The sequence below is a fragment of the Nisaea sp. genome (assembly GCF_965216895.1).
Taxonomy (GTDB): Bacteria; Pseudomonadota; Alphaproteobacteria; order Thalassobaculales; family Thalassobaculaceae; genus Nisaea.
Map to the genome: position 1 here is coordinate 776,488 of NZ_OZ244205.1, position 21,710 is coordinate 798,197.

Consider the following 21,710-nt stretch of genomic DNA (forward strand, 5'->3'; position numbering starts at 1 on the left):
GCCTCAGCTCCAGCGGATGCGGTAGCGGGTCAGCATGACGCTGACCAGGACGGCCAGGACCGAGAGCCCGACCAGCACATCCGCGATATAGGTCGGGATATCGGTCGATCGGCTCATCGCGTCGGCCCCGACATAGATGGCGGAGATGAAGAAGGCGGAAAGAATGACGCCGAGCGGATGCAGCTGCGCCAGCATGGCGACGGCGATGCCCGCATAGCCGAAGCCAGGCGAGAGATCGAGGGTGAGGTAGCCCTTGAGGCCCGCCACTTCGCTGACTCCCGCCAATCCGGCCAGACCGCCGGAAATCAGCGCCGTGCGGATGACCGTCGCATTGACGCCGATGCCGGCGAAGCCGGCGGCGGAGGCGTTGAGGCCGACGGCGCGGATCTCGTAGCCCCAGACGGTGAAGCGCATCAGCGCCCAGGCAAGCACGGCTGCCGCCAGAGCGAAGACGAAGCCGAGATGGAGCCGCCCCTTGGCAAGCAGCGGCGGCCAGATCCCCTCGTCCACGATCGGTGCCGCCTGCGGCCAGCCGAGCGACATCGGGTCTTTCCAGGGGCCTTCGAGCAGATAGCCGACCAGCAGCAGGATGACGAAATTCAGAAGCAGCGTGGTCACCACCTCGTCGACTTTCATGTGCGTTTTCAGCAGCACCGGCACGATCAGGATCGCGCCGCCGGCAATCGCACCCACCAGCATCAGGAACGGGATCATCAGCACCGGCGGCAGGCCGATCAGGCCGGTGCCGAAGAAGGTGGCGGCCAGTGCCCCGCAATAAAGCTGCCCCTCGGCGCCGATATTGTAGAACTTGGCCCGGAAGGCGACGGCGGCCGCCAGGCCGGTGAAGATCAGCGGCGTGGTCCGGGTCAGGGTCTCGTTGACGGCGAAGGCGGAGCCGAGCGCGCCCTTCAGCAAGGCCCAGTAGGAGGCAAGCACCGGCTCGCCCGCCCAGAGAATCAGACCGGCGCCGAGCACCAGCGTAGCAAGGACGGCGAGAACAGGCGCCAGCAGAATGCGCCAGAACTCGACCTGCTGGCGCGTCTCGATGCGCATCAGGCGGCCTCCATGTCCTGGCCGGACATCATGAGGCCGACCTGTTCGACGGTGAGCTCGGATGCGGGACGCGCCGCCGTCAGATGGCCGTGATACATCACGCAAATCCGGTCGCTGAGCGCGAAGAGCTCATCAAGGTCCTCGGAAATCAGCAGGATACCCGCGCCGTCCCTGCGAGCTTCCAGCAGACGGCGCTGGACATAGGCGATCGCCCCCTCGTCGAGGCCGCGCACCGGCTGGTTGGCGAGGATGAAGCGCGGACCGCGCGACAGCACTCGCGCCAGGATCAGCTTCTGCATGTTACCGCCTGAAAGTAAACGCGTTTCCGCTTCCGGACCTTCGCAACGAATATCGAACTCATTGATCAGGCCCCGGGTGCGCTCCAGTGCCCTGCCCTTGTCGATCAGGATGCCGCCACGGGCAATTTCCGCGCTGCGACGTTCTTCGCTGATGATGTTCTCCCAGAGCGGCATCTCGCCGACAACGCCGGTTGCGTGCCGGTCTTCCGGGATGCGTGCGACGCCGCGCGCGACAAGTTCCGTCGGATCATCGGTTCCGGGGGCGCCGAGGATCTCGACTACGCCGCTGTCAGCCACGGCAAGACCGGATAGCAGGCCGGCGAGCGTGCGCTGGCCGTTTCCGGCGACGCCTGCGAGGCCGACGATTTCGTGGGCGCGGATCTCAAGGCTGACGGACTTGAGGCTTTGCGCTTCCGAGCCGGCCCTGAAGGAAGCCCCGGCGAGCCGCACGACGGGTGTCCCCGCCGCCATCGCCTCGGCGGTCGGTCGCGTCACCTCCTCGCCCACCATCATCCGCGCCAGGCCCGCACGGTCCGCATCCGAGGTCCTGACCGTTCCCGCGACCTTGCCGCGGCGGAGCACCACGACCCGGTCGGTATGGCTCAGGATCTCGTTCAGCTTGTGCGAGATAAAAATCACCGCGAGGCCGCGGGCGGTCAGTTTCTTCAGGGTCTCGAACAGACTGTCGGATTCCTGCGGCGTCAGCACCGCCGTCGGCTCGTCCAGAATCAGGATGCGGGCGTCGCGATAGAGCGCCTTCAGGATCTCGACTCTCTGGCGCTCGCCGACGGAAAGCTCGCCGACCCGTTTGTCCGGATCGGTATCAAGGCCGTATTCCGCCGCCATCGCCGATATCTTGTCCCGCGCGGCGCGGATGCTCCGGCGCCAGGCAAAGAGCGGCTCGGTGCCAAGCGTGATGTTTTCCAGTACCGTCAGGTTCTCTGCGAGCGTGAAATGCTGGTGCACCATGCCGATGCCGGCATGGATCGCGGCATCGGTCGAGCCGGGCGGCAGCGGGGCGCCGTCGATCAGGATTTCACCCTCGTCCGCCAGGTAGTGGCCGAAGAGAATGTTCATCAGCGTGGTCTTGCCGGCTCCGTTCTCGCCGAGCAGCGCAAGAACCTCTCCCTCCACCAGGTCGAGCGTGATCGCCTCGTTCGCGGTCAGCGGACCGAAACGCTTGGTGATGCCCCTGAAGCTCAGCAGGGGCATCACGTCTCCGGTTTGTTCAGTCACAGGGTAAGCCCGCGCGGGATCAGAAGGTCGACTTGGGTTCTTCGTCGTTGATCTCGACCACGAATTCGCCCGAGAGGATCTTCGCTTTCAACTCCTCGACCTTGGCCTTGGCTTCCGCGGGGATTTTGTCCTCGAACTCATAATACGGGGCGAGGCTGGCGCCGCCCTTCTGCATCATGGTCCATTCCTTGTAATCCTCGGCCTTGAAGTTGCCGGCCTTGACCAGATCAATGGCGTGCGCGATGGCTGCTTCCATGTGCCAGAGCGCGGAGGTCACGACGACATCCTTGCCGTTCTCCTCCTTGTTCATGTCATTCACGTTGCCGAAGGCGATGATGCCCTTCTCGCGCGCCGCATCGACCACGCCTGCGCGTTCGGCATAGAGCACGTCGACGCCGGACTCGATCTGCGCGAAGGCGGCTTCCTTGGCCTTCGGCGGGTCGTACCAGGAACCGATGAATGTCACCTTGAACTGGATGTCGGGATCGACCGAGCGGGCGCCGTTCATGAAGGCATGGAACAACCGGTTCACCTCGCCGATCGGATAGCCGCCGACCATGCCGATCTTTTTCGACTTGGTCATGTGTCCGGCGATGACGCCCATCAGGTAGCAGGGCTCGTGAATGTAGTTGTCGAAGACCGAGAAATTGCTTCCGTGCGGCTTGAACGGATCGCCCATCAGAAAGGCGACGTTCGGATATTCGTCCGCCACCTTGCGTGCTTCGCGACTGATGCCGAAGGCCTCGCCGACGATCAGCTGGACACCGCTTTCGGCATATTCGCGCAGCACCCGGATATAGTCGGTGTTGGAAACCTTTTCGGAGAAGGAATACTCGATCTTGCCGGCGGCCTTTGCGGCCTCGAGGCCCTGGTGCAGGCGGGCATCCCATTTCTGCTGGATCGGTTGGGTATAAATGCCCGCGACCTTGATCTTGTCGGCTGCGTTCGCTGCCACCGGCAGCATCGAAATTGCGCTGAGAGCGGCCAGCGTGGTCAGAGCCTGGCGGCGCGAAATGAAAGTCATATCAGTCCCCCGAAAAGCGAAACGGCCTGTGCTCCGGACCCGTCCGGACACATTTATCCCTGTTTCATTGTGTCAAATCCTCCCGCCGCACCCGTGGCATTCTTTTGCGCGTCGCCCCTTTCCGAGGGGAGCCCGTTCAGTCTCCGGTCCGGCGATGTCCCGGACTCGCGATGCCATCATGTGTGACGGTTTGATTTCAGCTTCTTGCCTGTCGAATGTCAATGGAACCCGGGACAGCCCTGATCGTTTGGCGGTGACGCGGCGGAACTACGTTAGGTCGTTTCTTCGTCGCTCGCCGGATCGTCATCCGGCTGCGGCGCCAGCAGGGGAATCGTCACGTCGAAAGCGCTTCCGTCGCCTGGCATGCTGGCGACAGACAATGTGCCGCCAAGGACATTTGTGACGGCGTTGTAGGAAATATGCAGTCGGAGTCCGGTGCCGCCCTGTCCGAATTTGGTGGTGAAGAACGGATTGATTATCTGATCCGCGACGTCTTGTGTCATGCCGGTCCGGTTGTCTTCGACCTTGATCGACTACAACGCCGGCTCCGGCTCGGACACCTCAAGACGGATATTTCCGGCCCCCTCGGGAAAGGCATGTTCGACCGCTTTGTCGACGAGATTGGTGATGACCTGTCCGAGTTCCCCGGGATAGCTGTCCAGCTCGGTCCGCTCCGGAATTTCATCGACGACAGCTTCGACGGCATGGCCGATCGATGGCTGAAGCGTCAGCAAGATGCCGCCGCGCCGCCCTCCGGGACCGGCTCGCCGCATCCTGCGAGCGATACCAGGCTCACAACGATCGCTAAGCCGACTTTGACGGACCACATGGCAAATCTCCGTCCGGTACGGGCGGATGACGCCATTCGTTCCAATGACAAGGAATCGCAAACGAATGAATTGCGCGCAAAACGTTTGTTCATGCATGGCGCTGCATTGTCGGCTCGAATCAGCTATCAAAGGCAGATGATTGGGAGGAGAAATCGATGACTGAGTTAGAGGTCTACCTGTCGGGCGAAATCCATACGGATTGGCGCAAGGAAATCGAAGACGCGGCGAACGACGCCAATCTCGACATTACCTTCACTGCCCCGGTGACGATCCACGAGAACAGCGACGATTGCGGCGTGGCGATCCTCGGCGCCGAAGAGAACAAATTCTGGGCCGACCACAAGGGTGCCAAGGTCAATGCGATCCGGACCCGAACCCTGATCGAGCGCGCCGACGTGGTTGTTGTGCGGTTCGGCGACAAGTACAAACAATGGAACGCGGCCTTCGATGCGGGCTATGCGGCCGCGCTCGGCAAGCCTTTGATCGTTCAGCATGACCCGTCCCTGACCCATCCGCTGAAAGAGGTTGACGGCGCGGCGCTCGCCGTGGCCGAAACGCCCGCACAGGTCGCGGCAATCCTGCGTTACGTCATGACGGGCGATCTCTAGGTCGCCGATGCGGCAGATGAAACATATCGGCATCGTCGGCTGTTCGGCCGAGGGCGCGGCGCTCTGTTACCGCACGATCTGTTCGGAGGCGGCGGAACGTCTCGGCGCGCATGTCCATCCGGAAATCTCCATGCATACGCCGTCGCTCTCCCGGTATGTGGCCTGCCTGGAAAAGGGCGACCTCGAGGGAGTTGCCGAACTGATGCTGGATTCGGCCCGGCGGCTCGAGCGCGTCGGGGCAGACTTTCTGATCTGCCCCGACAACACGATCCACCAAGCATTCTCCCTGCTTGCCGGCCGATCCCCGCTTCCCTGGCTGCATATCGCGGACGCCGTGACGGCCGCCGCGGTCGAGAACGGCTATGCAAAGCTCGGCATCACCGGCACGCGCTGGCTGGTGGAAAGCGACATTTATCCGGAAAAGCTGGATGCGGAAGGGATTGCCTGGCTGCGCCCGTCACCCGACGAGATCGCCGAATCCGCCCGGATCATCCTGGACGAGCTGGTGCCAGGAATCATCCGTCCGTCGTCGGTGGCCTATTTCCGGGACGTCATCGAGGGTTTCAAGAGCGCCGGTTGCGATGCCGTCATCCTCGGATGCACTGAAATTCCCCTGATTATCAGCGACGCGAACTGCGCTCTTCCCACGCTCGATTCGACGCGACTGCTGGCCCGCGCCGCGCTCGACACCGCTTGCACATAAAAAACGCGCCGCAGAAGCGGCGCGCTCAGGATGCCTCGGGGGTGGGGCTTAGCCGAAAGTTATGTATTCGGCCCAGATTTGATCGAGCTGACGCAGGGTCGCGGTTGCGGCGTCCATCTCTTTCGCGAGATCGGCGCGACCCTTGGTAAATTCCATGTGGCGCTGTTCGAGGTCCCGCAGCCGCGCAACCACGTCCCGGCCTTTCGGAGAGAGCCGAAGGCGCACCGACCGGCGGTCGTGCGCGGCGCGCTCCTGCTCGAGATAGCCGTACTCGGACAGCTTCTTGACGTTGTATGACACGGTCGAGGCCTGGTATCCCTTGCGGTGGATCAGATCGCGGACCGGGATGTCCTCGTCGCCGATCCCGACCAGCATCAGGGCCTGAGACGGATTGATGTTGTTGATGCCCATGCTTTCCAGTTCGACACGGACGACATCGAGATAACGTCGGTGCAGCCGGTCGAGCATGGCCGTGAGTTCCATGTAGCTCGCCCGTACGTCTTCCGCGTTTCCGCCAACGGCGATATCGGCCGTATCGATCTTCAGGGCAGAGCGTCGAAGTGTCTGGACGGTCATTGGTGGCCTCCGCGTCGGATGTTCCGTTGCTTACGAACTGTTACCATTCCATCAAAATGGTTTCGAATTGTAAAGTTTAAAGAGCGATATGCATTACAAACGGTTGTCAGTGCATGGTATGTAACGATTTCCATAGGCTAATCCCCTGTTTTCTAAATAAAAATTTAGATGAAATTCGTGGAGAAAAGCTTAATCGATGCCCCGAGCAGAGGGGCTAATCCGTCATCGCCAGTCGCACTGTGAGACTCCCCACAATTTGACCGGACCGGGCTCCAACCCGTTATAAGGCTGGCAAGAGCCGAGCAGCAGAATGGTACCCACTATGAAGAACGCGACGACATCCGCCGCCCCCTATGTCGACAGCTATTACAGCCGAAGCGTCAAGGCGCCCCCCTCGCGTCCCGTTCTCGACGCGGACGCGGAGTGCGATATTTGCGTTATCGGCGGCGGGATGGCGGGACTCGCCACCGCGCTCGGATTGGCGGAGCGCGGGCGCGATGTCGTGCTTCTCGAGGCAAACCGGGTCGGCTGGGGAGCCTCCGGACGCAACGGAGGATTTGTCAGCGGAGGCTACAGTCTTGGTCTCGAAGAGATCGAGGCGCGGGTTGGACGGGCTGACGCAAGCGCGCTGTTCCAACTCACTCTCGACGCGCTGGAGCTCATCAAAGACCGGATCAACCGGTACGAAATCGATGCGGGCCCCATGCGGCCGGGGATCATGAAGGCCTCCTGGTTCGCGAATGCAGACGGCATGAAGGCGAACACGGACGTGATGAACGAGCGATTCGATCTCGGTCTCGAATTTCAAAGCCGCGAACAGATGCGGGAACTCTATCGCACGGAGCGCTATCACGAGGGGGTGTTGAACCCGACGGCGTTCCAGTTCCACTCGCTCAATTTCACCAACGGGATCGCGGACGCCGCGGAGGCCGGCGGAGCGCGGATCTTCGAAGGGTCCGCCGTCACACATATGGATCTGACGCGCGACCTAAAGCGGATCGACACGGCGAAGGGCAGCGTCTCGGCGAATCAGGTCGTGATCTGCTGTTCGGGTTACATCGGCCACCTACACCCGAAACTGTCGCGCGCGACCCTGCCGGTCGGCACCTATGTCGTCCTGACCGAACCGCTCGGGGAACGTTTGCAGGATGCGATCCGCACCCCTTATGGGACCTCGGACAGCCGGATCGCGAACGACTATTACCGGGCGCTGCCGGATACCCGTCTGCTCTGGGGCGGCCGGGTCAGCTCGAATCTCTCGCCGCGCGATCTCGAGAAGAAGATGATCGGGGATATTCTGCGGATCTATCCCCAGCTCGAAGGCATTAGGGCGGAGGTCGCCTGGCCGGGGACCATGGGATACTCGGTGCACAAGATGCCGCAGATCGGCCGCCTGTCGGACGGAGTCTGGTTCAATCAGGGCTATGGCGGGCACGGCATGTGCGCGACGACGGCGGGCGGCGAGGTCGTGGCGAAGGCCATCGCGGAGAGCGACGAGACCTACAAGCTCTTTGCGCCGTTCGGGCTCGATTTCGCCGGAGGCCCGCTCGGCCCGCTCATCGCGCAATGCGCCTATTGGGGCTTTCAGTTGCAGGATCTCTGGAGCGCCTGGCGTTCGAAATAGAAATAGCACGCAAGGCGCGGATATCGCGGCCGCAGGAGAACGTCGAGGATCTGGTCCATCGAAACTTATTGGACGGATCGGATCCATGACGGACAAACGCTATATCGCGCTCTCGACGGAAGTCGCTCGGCACTATCAGGCCGGCGGCGCTGATGCCAACGGACAGATACCGGAGCGGAAAACCTCCGCGGGCGGTTCGATGCCGTGCCGGCATTGCCTCTCGGACATCGCCGCGGGCGAGGATTATCTGGTTCTTGCGCACCGCCCCTTCACCGCTGCCCAGCCCTACGCAGAACTGGGCCCGATCTTCTTGCATGCGAAGCGCTGCGCCCGCTACGCCTTGGAGGACCGGGTGCCGGAAATGTTCAGGGGCTGGGACCGGCTCATGCTACGCGGCTACGGCGCGGATGACCGGATTGTCTACGGGACGGGTACGGTTGTAGCCGCCGCCGAGATCGAGACGGCCGCCGACGAGATCCTAGCCCATCCGGAAGTGCGCTATGTCCATGCGCGATCGGCAAAGAACAACTGCTATCAGTGCCGGATCGAACAAGCCGATTGAGGATGCCCGGACCAGGGGCGCTCTAAGGGACGGGTTTATCCCGAGGTCTCCGCTCTCGCGAGGATGACGGTGTTACTCGCGGCAGGGCCTCATCAGGCCATCTGTTCCTTTACCTTGAGGAAGCGGACCTTCGGCCAGTTCTCCGCGGTATGCTGAAGATGCCAGCCGTTACGGGCCATGAAGACCGGCATGTCGTCATGATCGTCGGCAAGATCGCCCTGGTTGGCGTCCATGAACTTCTTCAGTTCGCCCGGATCGTCCGCTTCCAGCCAGCGCGCCGTATGCAGGGCCGCCGGCTCGAAACTGACCGGGACGTCGTATTCCGTGCGGATCCGGTCGGCGAGCACGTCGAACTGCAGAGCGCCGACTACGCCGACGACCCAGCTGCCGCCAATCCGGGTCTTGAAGGCCTTCGCCGCCCCCTCTTCCGCGAGCTGGACGATCGCCTTCTCTAGGTGTTTCGCACGTAGCGGATCGGTGGGCCGGACCCGCTGCAGGAGTTCCGGAGCGAAGCTCGGGATGCCGTTGAACTGCAGGTCCTCGCCCTCGGTCAGCGCATCGCCGATGCGCAGATTGCCGTGATTCGGAATGCCGATGATATCGCCCGGCCAGGCTTCGTCCGCGATTTCACGGTCCTGGGCCAGGAACATCACCGGGTTGTGGATGTTCATCACCTTGCCGCTGCGAACATGCTTCAGCTTTGCACCGCGCTTGAAATGGCCGGAGCAAATCCGGGCGAAGGCGATACGGTCCCGGTGTTTCGGGTCCATGTTCGCCTGGATCTTGAAGACGAAGGCCGCGACCTTCTTCTCGTCCGGCGTCACCTTGCGGGTCTTGGTCGGGTGCGGGCGCGGCGACGGCGCATAGCGCGCGACACCGTCAAGCAGTTCACGCACGCCGAAATTGTTCACCGCGCTGCCGAAATAGACCGGGGTCATATGGCCGCCGAGGAAGGCGTCCGGATCGAATTCGGGGCAGAGCCCGCGCGCCATTTCCACTTCCTCGCGGAGCTGGCCGACGGCGGAGGCGGGCAGCAGTTGGTCGAGCTTGGAGTCGTCGAGTCCCTCGCAGGTCTGGCCTTCGTCCGGCGCATCGTGGCTGCCGCGGTCCATCAGGATGAGCTTGTCATTCAAAAGGTCGTAACAGCCGCGAAAGCTCTTCCCCATGCCGATCGGCCAGCTGGCCGGCGTGACGTCGAGCGCAAGGCTCTGCTCGATCTCGTCGAGCAGCTCGAAACTGTCCCGCGCCTCGCGGTCCATCTTGTTGACGAATGTGATGATCGGCACATCGCGCAGCCGGCAGACCTCGAACAGCTTCAAGGTCTGTTCCTCGATACCCTTCGCGCCGTCGATCACCATGATCGCGCTGTCGACCGCCGTAAGGGTCCGGTAGGTGTCTTCCGAGAAGTCCTCGTGGCCCGGCGTGTCGAGCAGATTGAAGGTGTTGTTCCCGTAATCGAAGGTCATGACCGAGGAGGCGACCGAGATGCCGCGTTCACGCTCGACCTTCATCCAGTCGGAATGCGCACGCCGCTGTTGGCCGCGCGCCTTGACAGCGCCCGCCATCTGGATGGCGCCGCCGAACAGCAGCAGTTTTTCCGTAAGCGTCGTCTTACCGGCGTCCGGGTGCGCGATGATCGCGAAGGTGCGCCGGCGCCCGACCGCGTTGTCCAGGGAACTCATCAAACCGTCCTTGTTGGAGAACGCCGTGTATATAAAGATTTTGTGCGATCAATCCAATAGACGATCCTTGGGGGCGGGTATGCCTCATCGGGAGGGAAGATGCAGCCGCGGCCTGCGGAACGGAACCTGATTACGGATGTGCCTGGGCTGCGGGTCGGCAACGCCCAGGACTCCCGTATCAGAAGCGGGGTCACCGTACTGGTCCCCGAGAGTGGTGAGATGGTGGCCTCGGTCGATGCGCGAGGCGGCGGGACCGGCAGCCGCGAGTTCGACCTGCTGCGCCCGGAAGCGACAGTTGCCGCGATCAACGCGCTGGTCCTGAGTGGCGGTTCCGCCTTCGGGCTCGACGCGGCCGGTGGCGTGATGGCGCATCTTCGCTCCAAGGGAACCGGCTTCAGGGCCGGGCCGTCCATTGTCCCGATCGTGCCGGAGGCGATTCTCTTCGATCTGAACAATGGCGGCGACAAGGAATGGGGCGACGCGAGCCCCTATCCGAACCTCGGACGCTCTGCCGCCGAAACCGCGGCCACCGATTTCGCGCTCGGAAATGCCGGCGCCGGATATGGCGCACAGGCGAGCGGCTTCAAGGGCGGTCTCGGGAGTGCCTCGATCAGGCTTGAAGATGGCACGACGGTTGGCGCGCTCGCAGCGGTCAACGCCGTGGGCGCAGCGACCTATCCGGTTTCTGGCGCTTTTTTCGCCTGGGATGTCGAGATTGACGGAGAGTATGGCGGCAGAGTACCGGTGCCGGAGGACCGGACAAGCGGTGTCAGCCTGCCCAAACTCGCCCGCGCGGGCGAGAATACGACGATCGCCGCGGTCGCAACCGACGCGCGGCTCTCGAAGGCGCAATGCCGGCAGTTCGCGCTCATGGCGCAGCAGGGCCTGACGCATGCGATCCGCCCCGCTCACACGCCGTTTGACGGCGATACTGTCTTCGGCATTTCCACCGGCCAGCGCGATCTCGCCCGTCCCGCCCCAGAGCTTGCAAGATTGGGGGCATTTGCGGCCAACTGCCTCGCACGTGCGATCGCCCGGGGGATTTACGAAGCAGAATCTCAGGGTGACGCGATTTGCTATCGCGAGTGGCTCGGAGCGCAATGACCTTGGATAAACGAGCGCTGCCTCGGGAAGACCGAATCACGATCCGGACCGTCCTGCTGCGGGATATAGGTGGGCTGTTCCTCGTTGCGCTCGCGGCGCTCCTGGCTGTGACCCTGTATTTCGGGTCACAGAGCGCGCTCGTAGTGCTGCGCGACAATGCCCACAACCTGATGCGCGGGACCGCGCGTCTTCTCGAAACTCATGTGGAACCGCCAATCATCGCCGCCGAACTGATCGGCAAGCGCGTGCTCGAGGACGTCGCTCCGCTCGACCCGATCAGCGTTGAAATGGTGCATACGACGATGCAGTTGCACTCGCAGATTCACGCCATGGGCTTTTTCTGGCCGGACGGAAATTTCGAAGTGATTGCCAGCAGCGGAGCGCCGGTGCGCGGGACCTATGCTCCCGGTTCGCGGGAAGCGCAAGCCGTCGAAGAGGCCCGGCAGGTTGCGGAACCTTTCATCGCTGAACCGATCTTCTCGGAGATCGCCAACACCACGCTGATGACACTGCGCAGCCCCCTCTTCGATCATCGGGGGGAATATCTCGGTTTCTCGGCGAGTGCGATCTCGCTCCAGGATCTCTCCGACTACACAAGCCGTCTCGACCTTGCCAATGGATCGGTCTTCGTTCTGGACCAGAACAATTCTGTCATAGCACACCCGTCACTCACAGATAGCAGGGTCTCCGAGCGGATGACCCGGGAACGTCCGCTCATTCACGGGTCCGAACTCGGCGATCCCGTTTTGGCTGCGCTTCTCGACCCGGCTGGACATAACTCGACGGAGTTGGAGGTTGGCGACGGCATTCAGGTTCTGACTGCCGAGGTCGATGACCGGCGGTTCCTGGCTCTGACCGACAAGGTTCCGGTGACCCCGACGGTCGATTACACGGTCGGGATCTATGTCGATGAAACCTCGTCCAGCTACGACGACATGATCCGGTACCTCATCTATGGCGGTATCGCAGGTCTGGTCCTGATCGCGCTGGCCATGCTTCGGCTCTGGCAACTCGCGGAACGGATACGGCGACCGGTATCCGAGCTGGCGACCGCTTCGAACGCCGTCGCCGAGTTCCAGTTCAATGATGTTCCGGCGATCGGCGGAAACAATGTGCAGGAATTCGACGATGCCGCCGTGGCCTTCAACCGGATGGTGCTCGGTCTCGCGCAGTTCGGCATCTACGTCCCGCGTTCTCTGGTACGCGAGATCCTCGAACACTCCGAAGCAAGCGGCATTTCCTCGGTCGATCGCGAGGTAACCGTTCTGTTCTCGGATATCGTCGGCTTCACCACCCTCTCGCAGAGTGCGCCCGCGGAGGAAGTCGTCGAGCTGCTGAACGAGCACTTCACCCTGATGAACGAGGCCATCGAGACCGAAGGCGGCAATATCGACAAATATGTCGGCGACAGCGTGATGGCGTTCTGGGGCGCGCCGGCAGAGCGCAAGGACCACGCCGCGGCCTGTCTGCGAGCGGTCCGGCGGATCGCGGAACTGCTGCGCGCGGACAACGAACGACGGAAGCAGGCCGGCGAGCGCGTTCTCCATATCCGTCTCGGGGTCGCCACCGGCCGGGCCGTCGTCGGCAATATCGGGGCGCCGGGACGCATCAACTACACTATGATTGGCGACACCGTGAATATCGCGAACCGGCTGGAACAGCTCGGCAAGCAGGTCGCGCCGGGAACGGATCTCTGTGTGCTGGTTTCGAAGGAAACCACCGATGCGGCCGGAAATCCTCCAGATCTCGAGGGTGTCGGAGAGTTCGAACTGCGCGGGCGCAGTGGGTCGCTCAAGGTTTACCGTCTGAATCTCGACCGGACATAAGAAACGAATGACGGCACGGTGGAACGTGCCCGGAGGAAACAGCCATATGAAAATCAAATGCGTAGATGTCGTTCCCCTGCAGATTCCGTTCGAGGACGGAAGCCCGGGCGAAGGGCTCATGCCGACGAAATGGACCAAGCTCGATTTCGCTCTGGTGCGAATCGAGACCGAGAACGGCCTCGTCGGCTGGGGCGACGGCTTTGCCTATTCCTGCCGACGGGCCACTGTCGCGGCCATCGAGGACATGGTGGCCCCGCTGCTCGCCGGTCGTGAGCTCGGTGATCTCGCGGCGCTCAACCTGGAACTCCAGCAGCGCCTTCATCTTCATGGGCGCTACGGCATCACGACCTTCGCCATATCCGCCGTCGATATCGCGCTCTGGGACCTGAAGGCGAAGGCGGAAGGCGTTTCTCTCGCGCGGCTCCTGGGTGAGCGGCCGGCAACCTCGCTGCCCGCCTATGCCAGCCTCGTGCGCTACGGCGCACCGGATCTGGTGCGTTCCTTTGGGGCGAAGGTCGTCGAGGAGGGATACCGGACGGTCAAGCTGCACGAGATCGCGCTCGAGGCCATCGCGGCAGGCCGCGAAGGCGTCGGAGCGTCAACCAAAATGTCCACCGACGTGAACTGCAACTGGTCACTGGAACAGGCGCGCAAGATCATGCCGGAGATGAAACGGCTCGATCTCTATTGGGTCGAGGAACCGGTCTTTCCGCCGGATGACGCGGCCGTCCTCGGTGAGCTGCAAAGCGAATACGGCGTGCCGATCGCGAGCGGAGAAAATGCCTGCACCGCGGTCGAGTTCGCCCGTACCGCGCCCGCCATCCGTTACCTGCAGCCGAGCGTGACAAAGGTCGGCGGGGTGTCCGAGTTTCTCAAAGTCTGCGACCTCGCCGAGGCGCAGGGCGCGAAAATCATGCCCCACGCCCCCTATTTCGGCCCGGGCTACTGGGCGACGCTCCAGCTCATGGCCGCCCGCGGAATCTGCGAGCAGTTCGAGCATCTCTATATCGCGCCGGATGCCTATCTCGACCCGTCGATCCCGCTGCCGGAGAACGGCATGGTGGCCGTCCCCGACCGTCCCGGGATCGGCTTCGAGCCGGACCCGGCGGTCCTTGATCGCTACCGTATCTGAACCGTGCCCTAGAGCTCCTTCGCGCGCTCGCGGAGGACGAATTTCTGGATCTTCCCAGTCGAGGTCTTCGGCAATTCGCCGAAGACCACGGTGCGCGGCGTCTTGAAGGTCGCCATGTGCTGGCGGCACCAGTCGGTCACCTCCTCCATGCCGATCTCGCCCGCACCGGGCGCGGCGGTGACGAAGGCACAGGGTGTCTCGCCCCATTTATCGTCCGGTTTCGCGACCACGGCCGCTTCCATGATTTTCGGATGCTTGTACAGCACCTCCTCGATTTCCAGCGAGGAAATGTTCTCGCCCCCGGAAATGATGATGTCCTTCGACCGGTCCTTCACCTCGGCGTAGCCGTCCGGGTGCAGCACCGCGAGATCGCCGGTGCGGAACCAGCCGTCGCCGAGCGCCTCGGCGGTGGCTTTCGGATTCTTCAGGTACCCCTTCATGACCGTGTTCCCGCGAAGACAGAGCTCGCCGATGGTCTTGCCGTCGCGCGGCACCTCGCGGCCGGTCTCCGGATCGGCGACCTTCATGCCTTCCAGCGTCGGATACCAGACGCCCTGGCGCGCCATCCGCTCCGCCTTCTCCTCTAGTCCCAGTTCATCCCATTCCGGCGGCCAGGCGCAGATCGTCGAGGGCCCGTAGGTCTCGGTCAGGCCGTAGAGATGGGTGACGGAGAACCCCATCTTGCCCATGGCGGAAATCACGGCGCTCGGCGGTGCCGCGCCGCCGGTCGCAATGTTCACCCGCTGCGGAAAGCTTGTCTTCTGTTCGGCCGGGGCATGGATCAGCATTGTCAGCACGATCGGCGCCCCGCACATGTGGGTGACGCCGTGCCGCGCGATCTGGTCGAAGATCAGCGCCGGGTCCACTTTGCGCAGGCAGACATGTGTCCCCCCGACGGCAGTCACGCCCCAGGTATAGGTCCAGCCGTTGCAGTGGAACATCGGCAGCGTCCAGAGATAGCGGCAGGAAGCGGTCAGTCCGAATGCAATGGCATTGCCCATCGCGTTCACGTAGGCGCCGCGGTGATGGTAGACTACGCCTTTCGGATTGCCGGTCGTCCCGGAGGTATAGTTGAGCGACATCGACTGCCACTCGTCCGTCGGCCGCGGCCAGTCCGCAGAAGGTTCGCCTTCGGCCAGCAGTTCCTCATATTCCTTGTCGCCGAGAGCTTTTCCCCCTTCGGCAAGCGGATCGTCGATCCAGATCACCGGCGGCCGGTTGGCGGCTTGCGCCAGTGCCTCCTCCATCAGCGGGGCCAGTTCCTTGTCCACCAGAACCAGCTTGGAATCCGCATGATCGATGATGAAGGCGATTGTCGCCGCATCGAGCCGGGTATTGATCGCGTTCAACACCGCTCCCGCCATCGGAATGCCATAGTGCGCTTCGAGCATTGCCGGTGTATTTGGGGCAAGGACGGAAACGGCGTCGCCCGGGCCGATTCCCCGCTTCCGGAGCGCATCCGCCAATCGGCGGCTGCGGTTCAGAAAATCGCCGTAGGTACGGTGCAACTCACCGTGAATAATGGCGACCTTTTCCGGAAAGGTTGAACCGGCCCGTTCCAAGAAGTCGGATGGAGTGAGCGGCGCGTAATTCGCTGCATTCCTCTCCAGGCCCGTTTCAAATATCGACATCTCCGTCCCCAGATGTTTCCCTGTGCTGATTGCGGGACATCGTTTCTTCGTTTTAAGGAAGCGTCAAGCACGCCTGACGGCTGTCATGCCTGCACTACGAGACCGCGCGACAACGGCCCCGGGAGCCGGACCTAGATGACCCAGATAGACATATTCTCAGACGTAATCTGCCCCTGGTGCTTCATCGGCAAGCGCCGCCTCGAGCGGGCGCTCAAGCTTCGGCCGGTGGCGGATCTGACGATCCAATGGCGCGCCTTCCAGCTCAATCCTGACATGCCGGTCGAGGGCATGTCGCGGCAGGCCTACCTGGAGAACAAGTTCGGCGGCCCCGAACGAGCGAGCCAGATCTACGACAATATCCGCCGCATGGGCGACGGCGAGGATATCGACTTCCGCTTCGACCTGATCCAGCGCACGCCGAACACTGTGCTTGCACACCGCACCATCAATCTCGCGACCGCGATGGGCACAGCCGACGCTCTGGTGGAAAACCTGTTCAACGCCTATTTCATCGAAGGCGTCGATATCGGCGATCTCGACAACCTGGTCGGGCTTGCGGAGGCGTCCGGCATGGACGCGGCGGCGACCCGCGAGTGGCTCGAAGGCAAGGGCGGTGCGACGGAGGTGCTGGCGGAGACACGATTCGCCTACGAGAACGGCATCAACGGCGTACCCTGTTTCATCTTCAACCGGCAATATGCGGTCTCCGGCGCGCAGGAGCCCGAGGCCTTCTTCCCGCTCTTTGATCTCGACGCGTCCCAGAACACCGACGTCGCAAATCAGGCCTGATATCGGCGATGGTGGCACTCGAAATCCGGCCGAACTGTGAACTCTGCGACCGGGACCTGCCGCCGGACTCGCCGGATGCGCGGATCTGTTCCTATGAGTGCACCTACTGCGCCGACTGCGTTGAGCATGTTCTCTGCAACGTCTGCCCGACCTGCGGCGGCAATTTCGTCCCGCGCCCGATCCGGCCGCTCCGATCCTGGCGCCCGGAACTGAAGCTCGGCCGGGAGTTCCGCCCACCCTCGGAAAAGCGTGTGCATTCGAAATACGACCGCGCCGAAATTGACGCTCAAGTGGCCCGAATCAGGGGCCTGGCACCGGAAGACCGCTGAACGGTCAGTGTCCGGCGAAACGCTGCTTCCAGAGGACAGCGTTCGCCGCCTTCCGGTGTGCGCTTGCTGCAAGGACCGCGGAAAGCGGCTCCTCCCGACCAACCGAATCCAATCCGGCCAACTCGCGGAGACGTTCTGTGTACCAGGCCGTGATGCCGCCCGGCTGGCGCTCCACGAAGCGCGGGAATGCGGGATCGATGTCGTCACCGGAAATCCATGCCCGCGGAAGGGTAGGATCGAGCACCAGTGCTCTCGCGAGACCGACCATGTCGAGCGAGCCAGAGGAGATTGCGGCTTCGGCCTCGTGGCGCTGCTTGAAGCCGCCTGCACTCATGAGAGGTTTTGAAACCCGGTCCCGTGCCGCGCGGGCGAATTCCAGGAAGTAGGGTCCTTTGGCCTGGCCGTCGCTGGCGGCGGCGGCGCCGGGGAAATAGGCACCGCCGCTGATATCGATGAGATCGACCGAGGTTTGCTGCAAGGCGGAGAGAACGCCGAGCGCCTCTTCTCCGCTCAGACCACCATCGAGCTGGTCGGTTGCGTTGACCTTCACCGCAACGGGGAACTCCGGCCCGACCGAAGCGCGGACCGCTTCGATCACTTCGAGCAGCAGGCGCATGCGCCTTGCCGGGCTGCCTCCCCACCCGTCGGTACGCCGGTTGAAGAGCGGAGAGAGAAACTGGCTGAGCAGAAAACCATGAGCGGCATGGATTTCCACACCGGTGAAGCCCAGAGCCCGTGCGTTCTTGGCGGCCCGGGCATAGTTCGCCGGCAGGGCTCCGATCTCGCTCGCCGTCAGCGCGCGCGCCTGCACCTCCGGGTGCTCGATGTCCGAGGGCGCGGCAGGCTTTCCGCCGACGGATACTGCGAGCGCACCGGCATGCCCGAGCTGGGCCCAGAAATGGGTTCCGTGTTCGGTCGCGGCCCTGGTGAGCATTTTGAAGGCATCGGCGTCCCGAACCGGTTCCAGAACCAGATTCCCATAGGCTTCCGGCGCCCAAGGGCCGATCTGGGTTTCGCCGATCAGGGACAGGGCGGCCCCACCTTCGGCCCACAAACGGTAGAGCCGCGCCTGCGCGTCGCTCGGACCTCCCTGCCCGTCTCCCAGATCGTCGGACATGGCGGCCTTTGCGATCCGGTTCTTCAGGACGGCTCCGCACGGCAATTCGAGCGTATTACCCAGCATTGCAGGCCCCCTCATGTATCGCTCATACCCACATAGACTAAGGGGGGTACGGAACCAAACGCCAACGCCGTCTCGGGACCGGGCCATGTGGCCCCGATTCCCTAGGCGGCGATCGCGACGAGTTCTTGCATCAGGCCGGTCAGTCCGCGCACGCGCACGTCCTTTTTCTCCCAGGCCCGGCGATAGACCAGCTTGTGGTCGGGGCGGAGCTGGACGCTTCCGGCCTGCTTGGCGATGAAACCGACGAGCCCGCGCGGATTGACGAAATCGTTGTTACGGAAGCTGATGACGGCGCCCTTGGGACCGGCATCGACCCGCTCCACGCCCGCGAGCTTGCAGAGCTGCTTGATGGCGATGACCTTCAGCAGGTTTTCGACTTCAGGCGGCAGCGAGCCGAACCGGTCGGCCAGCTCAGCGGCGAAACTGTCGATCTCCGCCGCGTCGACCAGATTGGCGATCCGGCGGTAGAGACTGAGCCGCACGGTCAGATCCTGCACGTAGCTTTCCGGGATCAGCACCGGCGTACCGAGAGAAATCTGCGGCGTCCACTGCTCTTCCGGTTCGCCTGTCTCGAAGCCCCCGTCCCGCGCCGCCTGGACGGCCTCCTGCAGGAGCGTCTGGTAGAGCTCGATGCCGACCTCCTTGACCTGTCCGGACTGCTCCTCGCCCAAGAGGTTGCCCGCACCGCGGATATCCATGTCGTGGCTGGCGAGGCTGAAGCCGGCGCCGAGGCTGTCCAGCGTCTGCATCACCTCAAGGCGCCGTTTGGCGTCCGCCGTCAGGATCTTGGTCGGATGGGTGGTCAGATAGGCATAGGCACGGGTCTTCGAGCGTCCGACACGGCCCCGCAACTGGTAGAGCTGGGCCAGTCCGAACATGTCGGCGCGATGAATGATGATCGTGTTCGCGTTCGGGATATCGAGGCCGGATTCGACGATGTTGGTACTGAGCAGGATGTCGTAATGCCCGTCGCAGAACTGGGTCATGACCTTCTCGAGTTCTGCCGGTGTCATCCGTCCGTGCGCCGTCGCAACGCGGACTTCCGGGACCAGCTGGGCCAGCCGGTCATGCACGCGCGGCAGATCCTCGAGCCGCGGGCAGACATAGAAGGTCTGACCGCCGCGATAATGCTCCCGCATGATCGCCTCGCGGATGACGAGGCCGTCATACGGCATGACGAAGGTCCGCACGGCCAGCCGGTCGACCGGTGGCGTGGTGATCAGGCTCATCTGCCGGACACCGCTCAGCGCCATCTGCAGGGTGCGCGGGATCGGTGTCGCAGTGAGGGTCAGAACGTGGATGGACGAGCGCAATTCCTTCAGGCGCTCTTTCTGGGCAACGCCGAAATGCTGCTCCTCGTCGACGATCACCATGCCGAGATTGGAGAAGCGGATACTCTTCGCGAGAACGGCATGGGTGCCGATGACGATGCCGCAATCGCCGCTCGCCAGTTCCTCCTTGACCGCCGTCTGTTCCTTCGCGGGTACCATGCGGGAAAGCTGACGGACCTTGACCGGCAGTCCCTTGAAGCGCTCGACGAACTGATTGTAGTGCTGACGCGCGAGCAGCGTGGTCGGCACGACGACGGCGACCTGAAAACCCTGCATCGCAACGACGAGCGCGGCACGGAGCGCCACCTCGGTCTTGCCGAACCCGACATCTCCGCAGACCAGACGGTCCATCGGGCGCCCGCGGTTCAGATCGTCCAGAGTGTCCTCGATCGCCTTCAGCTGATCGTCAGTCTCGGTATAGGGAAAACGGGCGCAGAACTCGTCGAAGACGCCCGGCGGCGGCGCGACCGGCTCCGCTTCGCGGATCTCCCGCTCGGCGGCGAGGCGGATCAGTTGTTCGGCCATGTCACGCAGGCGTTTCTTGACCCGTGCCTTTCGGGCCTGCCAAGCCGCGCCGCCGAGCTTGTCGAGCTGTGCGCCGCTTTCCGCCGAGCCGTAGCGCGAGAGGACCTCGATACTTTCGACCGGAACGAAGAGCTTGTCACCGCCGAGATAGAGCAGACGCAGGCAATCGTGCGGCGCGCCGCCGATCTCGAGGGTCTCCAGTCCGTCATACTGGCCGATGCCGTGCTCTACATGGACGACATAGTCTCCCTCGTGCAGGGCGGAGACTTCCTGCAGGAATTCCTCCCCGCGCCGCTTCCGGCGGACCGTCGGGCGGGCCAGCCGCTCGCCGAGAATGTCCTGCTCGGCGATACAGAGCAGATCTGAGCTGGCGAAGCCCTGCTCCAGCGGCAGAACCACGCCGGCAGCGGTGCCCGATGGAAGTGCTTCCGCCTCTTTCCAGCTCGAAACCGGCTCGAGCCGTTCCAGCCCGTGCTCGTGCAGCAGCGTGATCAGTCGGTCACGAGAGCCGGGAGTGTATCCGGCGATCAGCACACGGCGTGTCTTCGCCTCATCGAGGACAGTGTCCCGAACCACGCCGTAGAGATCGCTATCCGGCATTGCACGCGCCTCGGCGAAACCGGTGCCGCCATGACCGCCGCAATCGACGACGGTCTGACCCGCGCCGCTTTCCGGCAAGGCGAAGGGTGTGAAGCGGCCGACGGAATGGGTCGACAGCAAACTCTCCAGGTCACGGGGCGTCAGATAGAGGCTGTCCGGCGGCAAGGGCCGGTAGACGACGCCTCCGTCGGGGGTGCCTCTCTCGTGGAAGCTCTTGCGGGCCTCATAGTATTCCTCAATCAGTTCGAAGCGCCCGGCGATCGCCGCGTCATCCTGATGCTCGAAAGTGATCGGCGCGCCGCCGGTGTAATCCAGCAGGGTTTCGAGATCGTCGTGGAACAGCGGGAGCCAGTGCTCCATGCCGGCATGGCGGCGCCCTTCGCTGACCGCTTCATAGAGCGGATCCTTGGAGATCTCCGCGCCGAAATGGGTGCGATAGCCGGAGCGGAACCTGCGGATGCTCTCCTGGTCCAGGCGGAATTCGCCGACCGGAAAGATCTCGAAGGCATCGAGCTTGCCCGTGGTGCGCTGGCTGACCGGGTCGAAGGAGCGGATGGTCTCCAGTTCGTCGCCGAAGAAATCGAGGCGCAGCGGTTCCTCGGCGCCCGGTGGATAGACATCGACGATGCCGCCGCGGATCGCGTATTCCCCGGCCTCACGGACCGTGGCTGCCCGATGGTAACCGTTTGCCTCGAAGAAGGCGGCAAGGTCCTCGACCGGCCTGCTGTCCCCGGGCACAAGCGAGAGCCCCACATCGGTGAAAAATCGCCTCGGCGGTACGCGTTGCAGCAAGGCGTTCACCGTCGTCAGCAAGACCGTACCGCCCTGCAAGCCGGATGAAGCGATGCGGGCAAGCGCCTCGACCCGTTGACTGATCAGTTCCCCGTGCGGTGAAACCCGGTCGTAGGGCAGGCAATCCCATGCCGGAAGCGTGATAACCGCCTGTTCCGGCGAGAAAAAGCCGAGTGCCTGACGCAATACGGCGAGGCGCGAATCATCGCGTGCGACATGCACGACACCCCCGTGCTGTGCGGCAATCTCCAACAGGATTCGGGAATCGTGG

The 21,710-nt window shown here is 63.3% G+C and carries 19 protein-coding genes; 10 read left to right on the top strand and 9 right to left on the bottom strand.

Features of this window, described 5'->3' with window-relative positions; genetic code table 11:
• Positions 1–3 precede the first annotated feature (3 nt).
• The 4 genes from ACOOE1_RS03720 to ACOOE1_RS03735 all read right to left on the bottom strand — a co-directional run bounded on the left by ACOOE1_RS03720 (position 4) and on the right by ACOOE1_RS03735 (position 4,115).
• Positions 4–1,053: an ABC transporter permease gene (locus tag ACOOE1_RS03720; protein ID WP_420404995.1), complete on the bottom strand. Its 1,050-nt coding sequence runs from the start codon at positions 1,051–1,053 to the stop codon at positions 4–6.
• Positions 1,053–2,564: an ABC transporter ATP-binding protein gene (locus tag ACOOE1_RS03725; protein ID WP_420404996.1), complete on the bottom strand. Its 1,512-nt coding sequence runs from the start codon at positions 2,562–2,564 to the stop codon at positions 1,053–1,055. Before ACOOE1_RS03725 ends, ACOOE1_RS03720 begins: the two co-directional genes overlap by 1 nt.
• 43 nt (positions 2,565–2,607) lie before the next feature.
• Positions 2,608–3,612 carry a BMP family protein gene (locus tag ACOOE1_RS03730; protein WP_420404997.1) on the bottom strand — a complete coding sequence of 335 codons (1,005 nt, stop codon included), beginning with the start codon at positions 3,610–3,612 and terminating at the stop codon, positions 2,608–2,610.
• 272 nt (positions 3,613–3,884) lie between these two features.
• Entirely contained in the window at positions 3,885–4,115 is a 231-nt protein-coding gene (locus ACOOE1_RS03735; RefSeq protein WP_420404998.1) for an ATP-binding protein, read from the bottom strand.
• Between ACOOE1_RS03735 and ACOOE1_RS03740 the strand changes: the two genes are divergently transcribed.
• Genes ACOOE1_RS03740 through ACOOE1_RS03750 form a run of 3 tightly spaced genes read left to right on the top strand, consistent with a single transcriptional unit; the run spans position 4,032 to position 5,753 of the window.
• The gene (locus ACOOE1_RS03740) at positions 4,032–4,601 is read left to right on the top strand and encodes a hypothetical protein (RefSeq protein WP_420406464.1); all 570 of its coding nucleotides are present in this window, start codon (positions 4,032–4,034) and stop codon (positions 4,599–4,601) included. The two genes, ACOOE1_RS03735 and ACOOE1_RS03740, sit on opposite strands and share 84 nt — an antisense overlap.
• Positions 4,598–5,050: a YtoQ family protein gene (locus ACOOE1_RS03745; protein WP_420404999.1), complete on the top strand. Its 453-nt coding sequence runs from the start codon at positions 4,598–4,600 to the stop codon at positions 5,048–5,050. Before ACOOE1_RS03740 ends, ACOOE1_RS03745 begins: the two co-directional genes overlap by 4 nt.
• A 16-nt stretch (positions 5,051–5,066) precedes the next feature.
• Positions 5,067–5,753, top strand: a complete 687-nt coding sequence (locus ACOOE1_RS03750) for an aspartate/glutamate racemase family protein (protein WP_420405000.1) — start codon at positions 5,067–5,069, stop codon at positions 5,751–5,753.
• 48 nt (positions 5,754–5,801) lie between these two features.
• On the opposite strand, the gene ACOOE1_RS03755 is transcribed toward ACOOE1_RS03750, so the two are convergent.
• Positions 5,802–6,329 carry a MarR family winged helix-turn-helix transcriptional regulator gene (locus tag ACOOE1_RS03755; protein WP_420405001.1) on the bottom strand — a complete coding sequence of 176 codons (528 nt, stop codon included), beginning with the start codon at positions 6,327–6,329 and terminating at the stop codon, positions 5,802–5,804.
• A gap of 310 nt (positions 6,330–6,639) precedes the next feature.
• On the opposite strand from ACOOE1_RS03755, the gene ACOOE1_RS03760 reads away from it, so the two are divergent.
• Positions 6,640–7,953: an NAD(P)/FAD-dependent oxidoreductase gene (locus ACOOE1_RS03760; RefSeq protein WP_420405002.1), complete on the top strand. Its 1,314-nt coding sequence runs from the start codon at positions 6,640–6,642 to the stop codon at positions 7,951–7,953.
• A gap of 85 nt (positions 7,954–8,038) precedes the next feature.
• On the top strand, positions 8,039–8,515 hold the full coding sequence (locus ACOOE1_RS03765) for a DUF1203 domain-containing protein (RefSeq protein WP_420405003.1): 477 nt from the start codon (positions 8,039–8,041) through the stop codon (positions 8,513–8,515).
• A 92-nt stretch (positions 8,516–8,607) separates the two neighbouring features.
• Here ACOOE1_RS03765 and ACOOE1_RS03770 read toward each other — a convergent pair whose 3' ends face one another.
• A complete protein-coding gene (locus ACOOE1_RS03770; protein ID WP_420405004.1) occupies positions 8,608–10,197 on the bottom strand; it encodes a peptide chain release factor 3 in 1,590 nt (529 codons plus the stop codon).
• A gap of 99 nt (positions 10,198–10,296) precedes the next feature.
• Here ACOOE1_RS03770 and ACOOE1_RS03775 point away from each other — a divergent pair, with 99 nt between their 5' ends.
• Genes ACOOE1_RS03775 through ACOOE1_RS03785 form a run of 3 tightly spaced genes read left to right on the top strand, consistent with a single transcriptional unit; the run spans position 10,297 to position 14,259 of the window.
• The gene (locus ACOOE1_RS03775; protein WP_420405005.1) at positions 10,297–11,301 is read left to right on the top strand and encodes a P1 family peptidase; all 1,005 of its coding nucleotides are present in this window, start codon (positions 10,297–10,299) and stop codon (positions 11,299–11,301) included.
• 2 nt (positions 11,302–11,303) lie between these two features.
• Entirely contained in the window at positions 11,304–13,127 is a 1,824-nt protein-coding gene (locus tag ACOOE1_RS03780; protein WP_420405006.1) for an adenylate/guanylate cyclase domain-containing protein, read from the top strand.
• A 46-nt stretch (positions 13,128–13,173) separates the two neighbouring features.
• A complete protein-coding gene (locus ACOOE1_RS03785; RefSeq protein ID WP_420405007.1) occupies positions 13,174–14,259 on the top strand; it encodes a mandelate racemase/muconate lactonizing enzyme family protein in 1,086 nt (361 codons plus the stop codon).
• Positions 14,260–14,267: 8 nt separating this feature from the next.
• On the opposite strand, the gene ACOOE1_RS03790 is transcribed toward ACOOE1_RS03785, so the two are convergent.
• Entirely contained in the window at positions 14,268–15,890 is a 1,623-nt protein-coding gene (locus ACOOE1_RS03790; RefSeq protein WP_420405008.1) for an acyl-CoA synthetase, read from the bottom strand.
• Between the two features lie 135 nt (positions 15,891–16,025).
• Between ACOOE1_RS03790 and ACOOE1_RS03795 the strand changes: the two genes are divergently transcribed.
• Complete coding sequence (locus ACOOE1_RS03795; protein WP_420405009.1) at positions 16,026–16,679, top strand: DsbA family oxidoreductase; 654 nt, start codon at positions 16,026–16,028, stop codon at positions 16,677–16,679.
• Between the two features lie 8 nt (positions 16,680–16,687).
• Positions 16,688–17,008, top strand: coding sequence for a DUF1272 domain-containing protein (locus tag ACOOE1_RS03800; RefSeq protein WP_420405010.1), 321 nt, complete (start codon positions 16,688–16,690; stop codon positions 17,006–17,008).
• 4 nt (positions 17,009–17,012) lie between these two features.
• On the opposite strand, the gene ACOOE1_RS03805 is transcribed toward ACOOE1_RS03800, so the two are convergent.
• Positions 17,013–18,191, bottom strand: a complete 1,179-nt coding sequence (locus ACOOE1_RS03805) for an oxidoreductase (protein ID WP_420405011.1) — start codon at positions 18,189–18,191, stop codon at positions 17,013–17,015.
• Between the two features lie 101 nt (positions 18,192–18,292).
• Positions 18,293–21,694 (bottom strand): transcription-repair coupling factor, encoded by a 3,402-nt coding sequence (gene mfd, locus ACOOE1_RS03810; protein WP_420406404.1) that lies wholly within the window; start codon positions 21,692–21,694, stop codon positions 18,293–18,295.
• Between the last annotated feature and the right edge of the window lie 16 nt (positions 21,695–21,710).

Excerpts from the sequence above, each read along its gene's own strand:
- ACOOE1_RS03720 (WP_420404995.1), bottom strand. The coding sequence starts at position 1,053 with ATGCGCATCGAGACGCGCCAGCAGGTCGAGTTCTGGCGCATTCTGCTG.
- ACOOE1_RS03725 (WP_420404996.1), bottom strand. The coding sequence starts at position 2,564 with ATGCCCCTGCTGAGCTTCAGGGGCATCACCAAGCGTTTCGGTCCGCTG.
- ACOOE1_RS03730 (WP_420404997.1), bottom strand. The coding sequence starts at position 3,612 with ATGACTTTCATTTCGCGCCGCCAGGCTCTGACCACGCTGGCCGCTCTC.
- ACOOE1_RS03740 (WP_420406464.1), top strand. The coding sequence starts at position 4,032 with ATGCAGTCGGAGTCCGGTGCCGCCCTGTCCGAATTTGGTGGTGAAGAA.
- ACOOE1_RS03735 (WP_420404998.1), bottom strand. The coding sequence starts at position 4,115 with ATGACACAAGACGTCGCGGATCAGATAATCAATCCGTTCTTCACCACC.
- ACOOE1_RS03745 (WP_420404999.1), top strand. The coding sequence starts at position 4,598 with ATGACTGAGTTAGAGGTCTACCTGTCGGGCGAAATCCATACGGATTGG.
- ACOOE1_RS03750 (WP_420405000.1), top strand. The coding sequence starts at position 5,067 with ATGAAACATATCGGCATCGTCGGCTGTTCGGCCGAGGGCGCGGCGCTC.
- ACOOE1_RS03755 (WP_420405001.1), bottom strand. The coding sequence starts at position 6,329 with ATGACCGTCCAGACACTTCGACGCTCTGCCCTGAAGATCGATACGGCC.
- ACOOE1_RS03760 (WP_420405002.1), top strand. The coding sequence starts at position 6,640 with ATGGTACCCACTATGAAGAACGCGACGACATCCGCCGCCCCCTATGTC.
- ACOOE1_RS03765 (WP_420405003.1), top strand. The coding sequence starts at position 8,039 with ATGACGGACAAACGCTATATCGCGCTCTCGACGGAAGTCGCTCGGCAC.
- ACOOE1_RS03770 (WP_420405004.1), bottom strand. The coding sequence starts at position 10,197 with ATGAGTTCCCTGGACAACGCGGTCGGGCGCCGGCGCACCTTCGCGATC.
- ACOOE1_RS03775 (WP_420405005.1), top strand. The coding sequence starts at position 10,297 with ATGCAGCCGCGGCCTGCGGAACGGAACCTGATTACGGATGTGCCTGGG.
- ACOOE1_RS03785 (WP_420405007.1), top strand. The coding sequence starts at position 13,174 with ATGAAAATCAAATGCGTAGATGTCGTTCCCCTGCAGATTCCGTTCGAG.
- ACOOE1_RS03790 (WP_420405008.1), bottom strand. The coding sequence starts at position 15,890 with ATGTCGATATTTGAAACGGGCCTGGAGAGGAATGCAGCGAATTACGCG.
- ACOOE1_RS03795 (WP_420405009.1), top strand. The coding sequence starts at position 16,026 with ATGACCCAGATAGACATATTCTCAGACGTAATCTGCCCCTGGTGCTTC.
- ACOOE1_RS03800 (WP_420405010.1), top strand. The coding sequence starts at position 16,688 with ATGGTGGCACTCGAAATCCGGCCGAACTGTGAACTCTGCGACCGGGAC.
- ACOOE1_RS03805 (WP_420405011.1), bottom strand. The coding sequence starts at position 18,191 with ATGCTGGGTAATACGCTCGAATTGCCGTGCGGAGCCGTCCTGAAGAAC.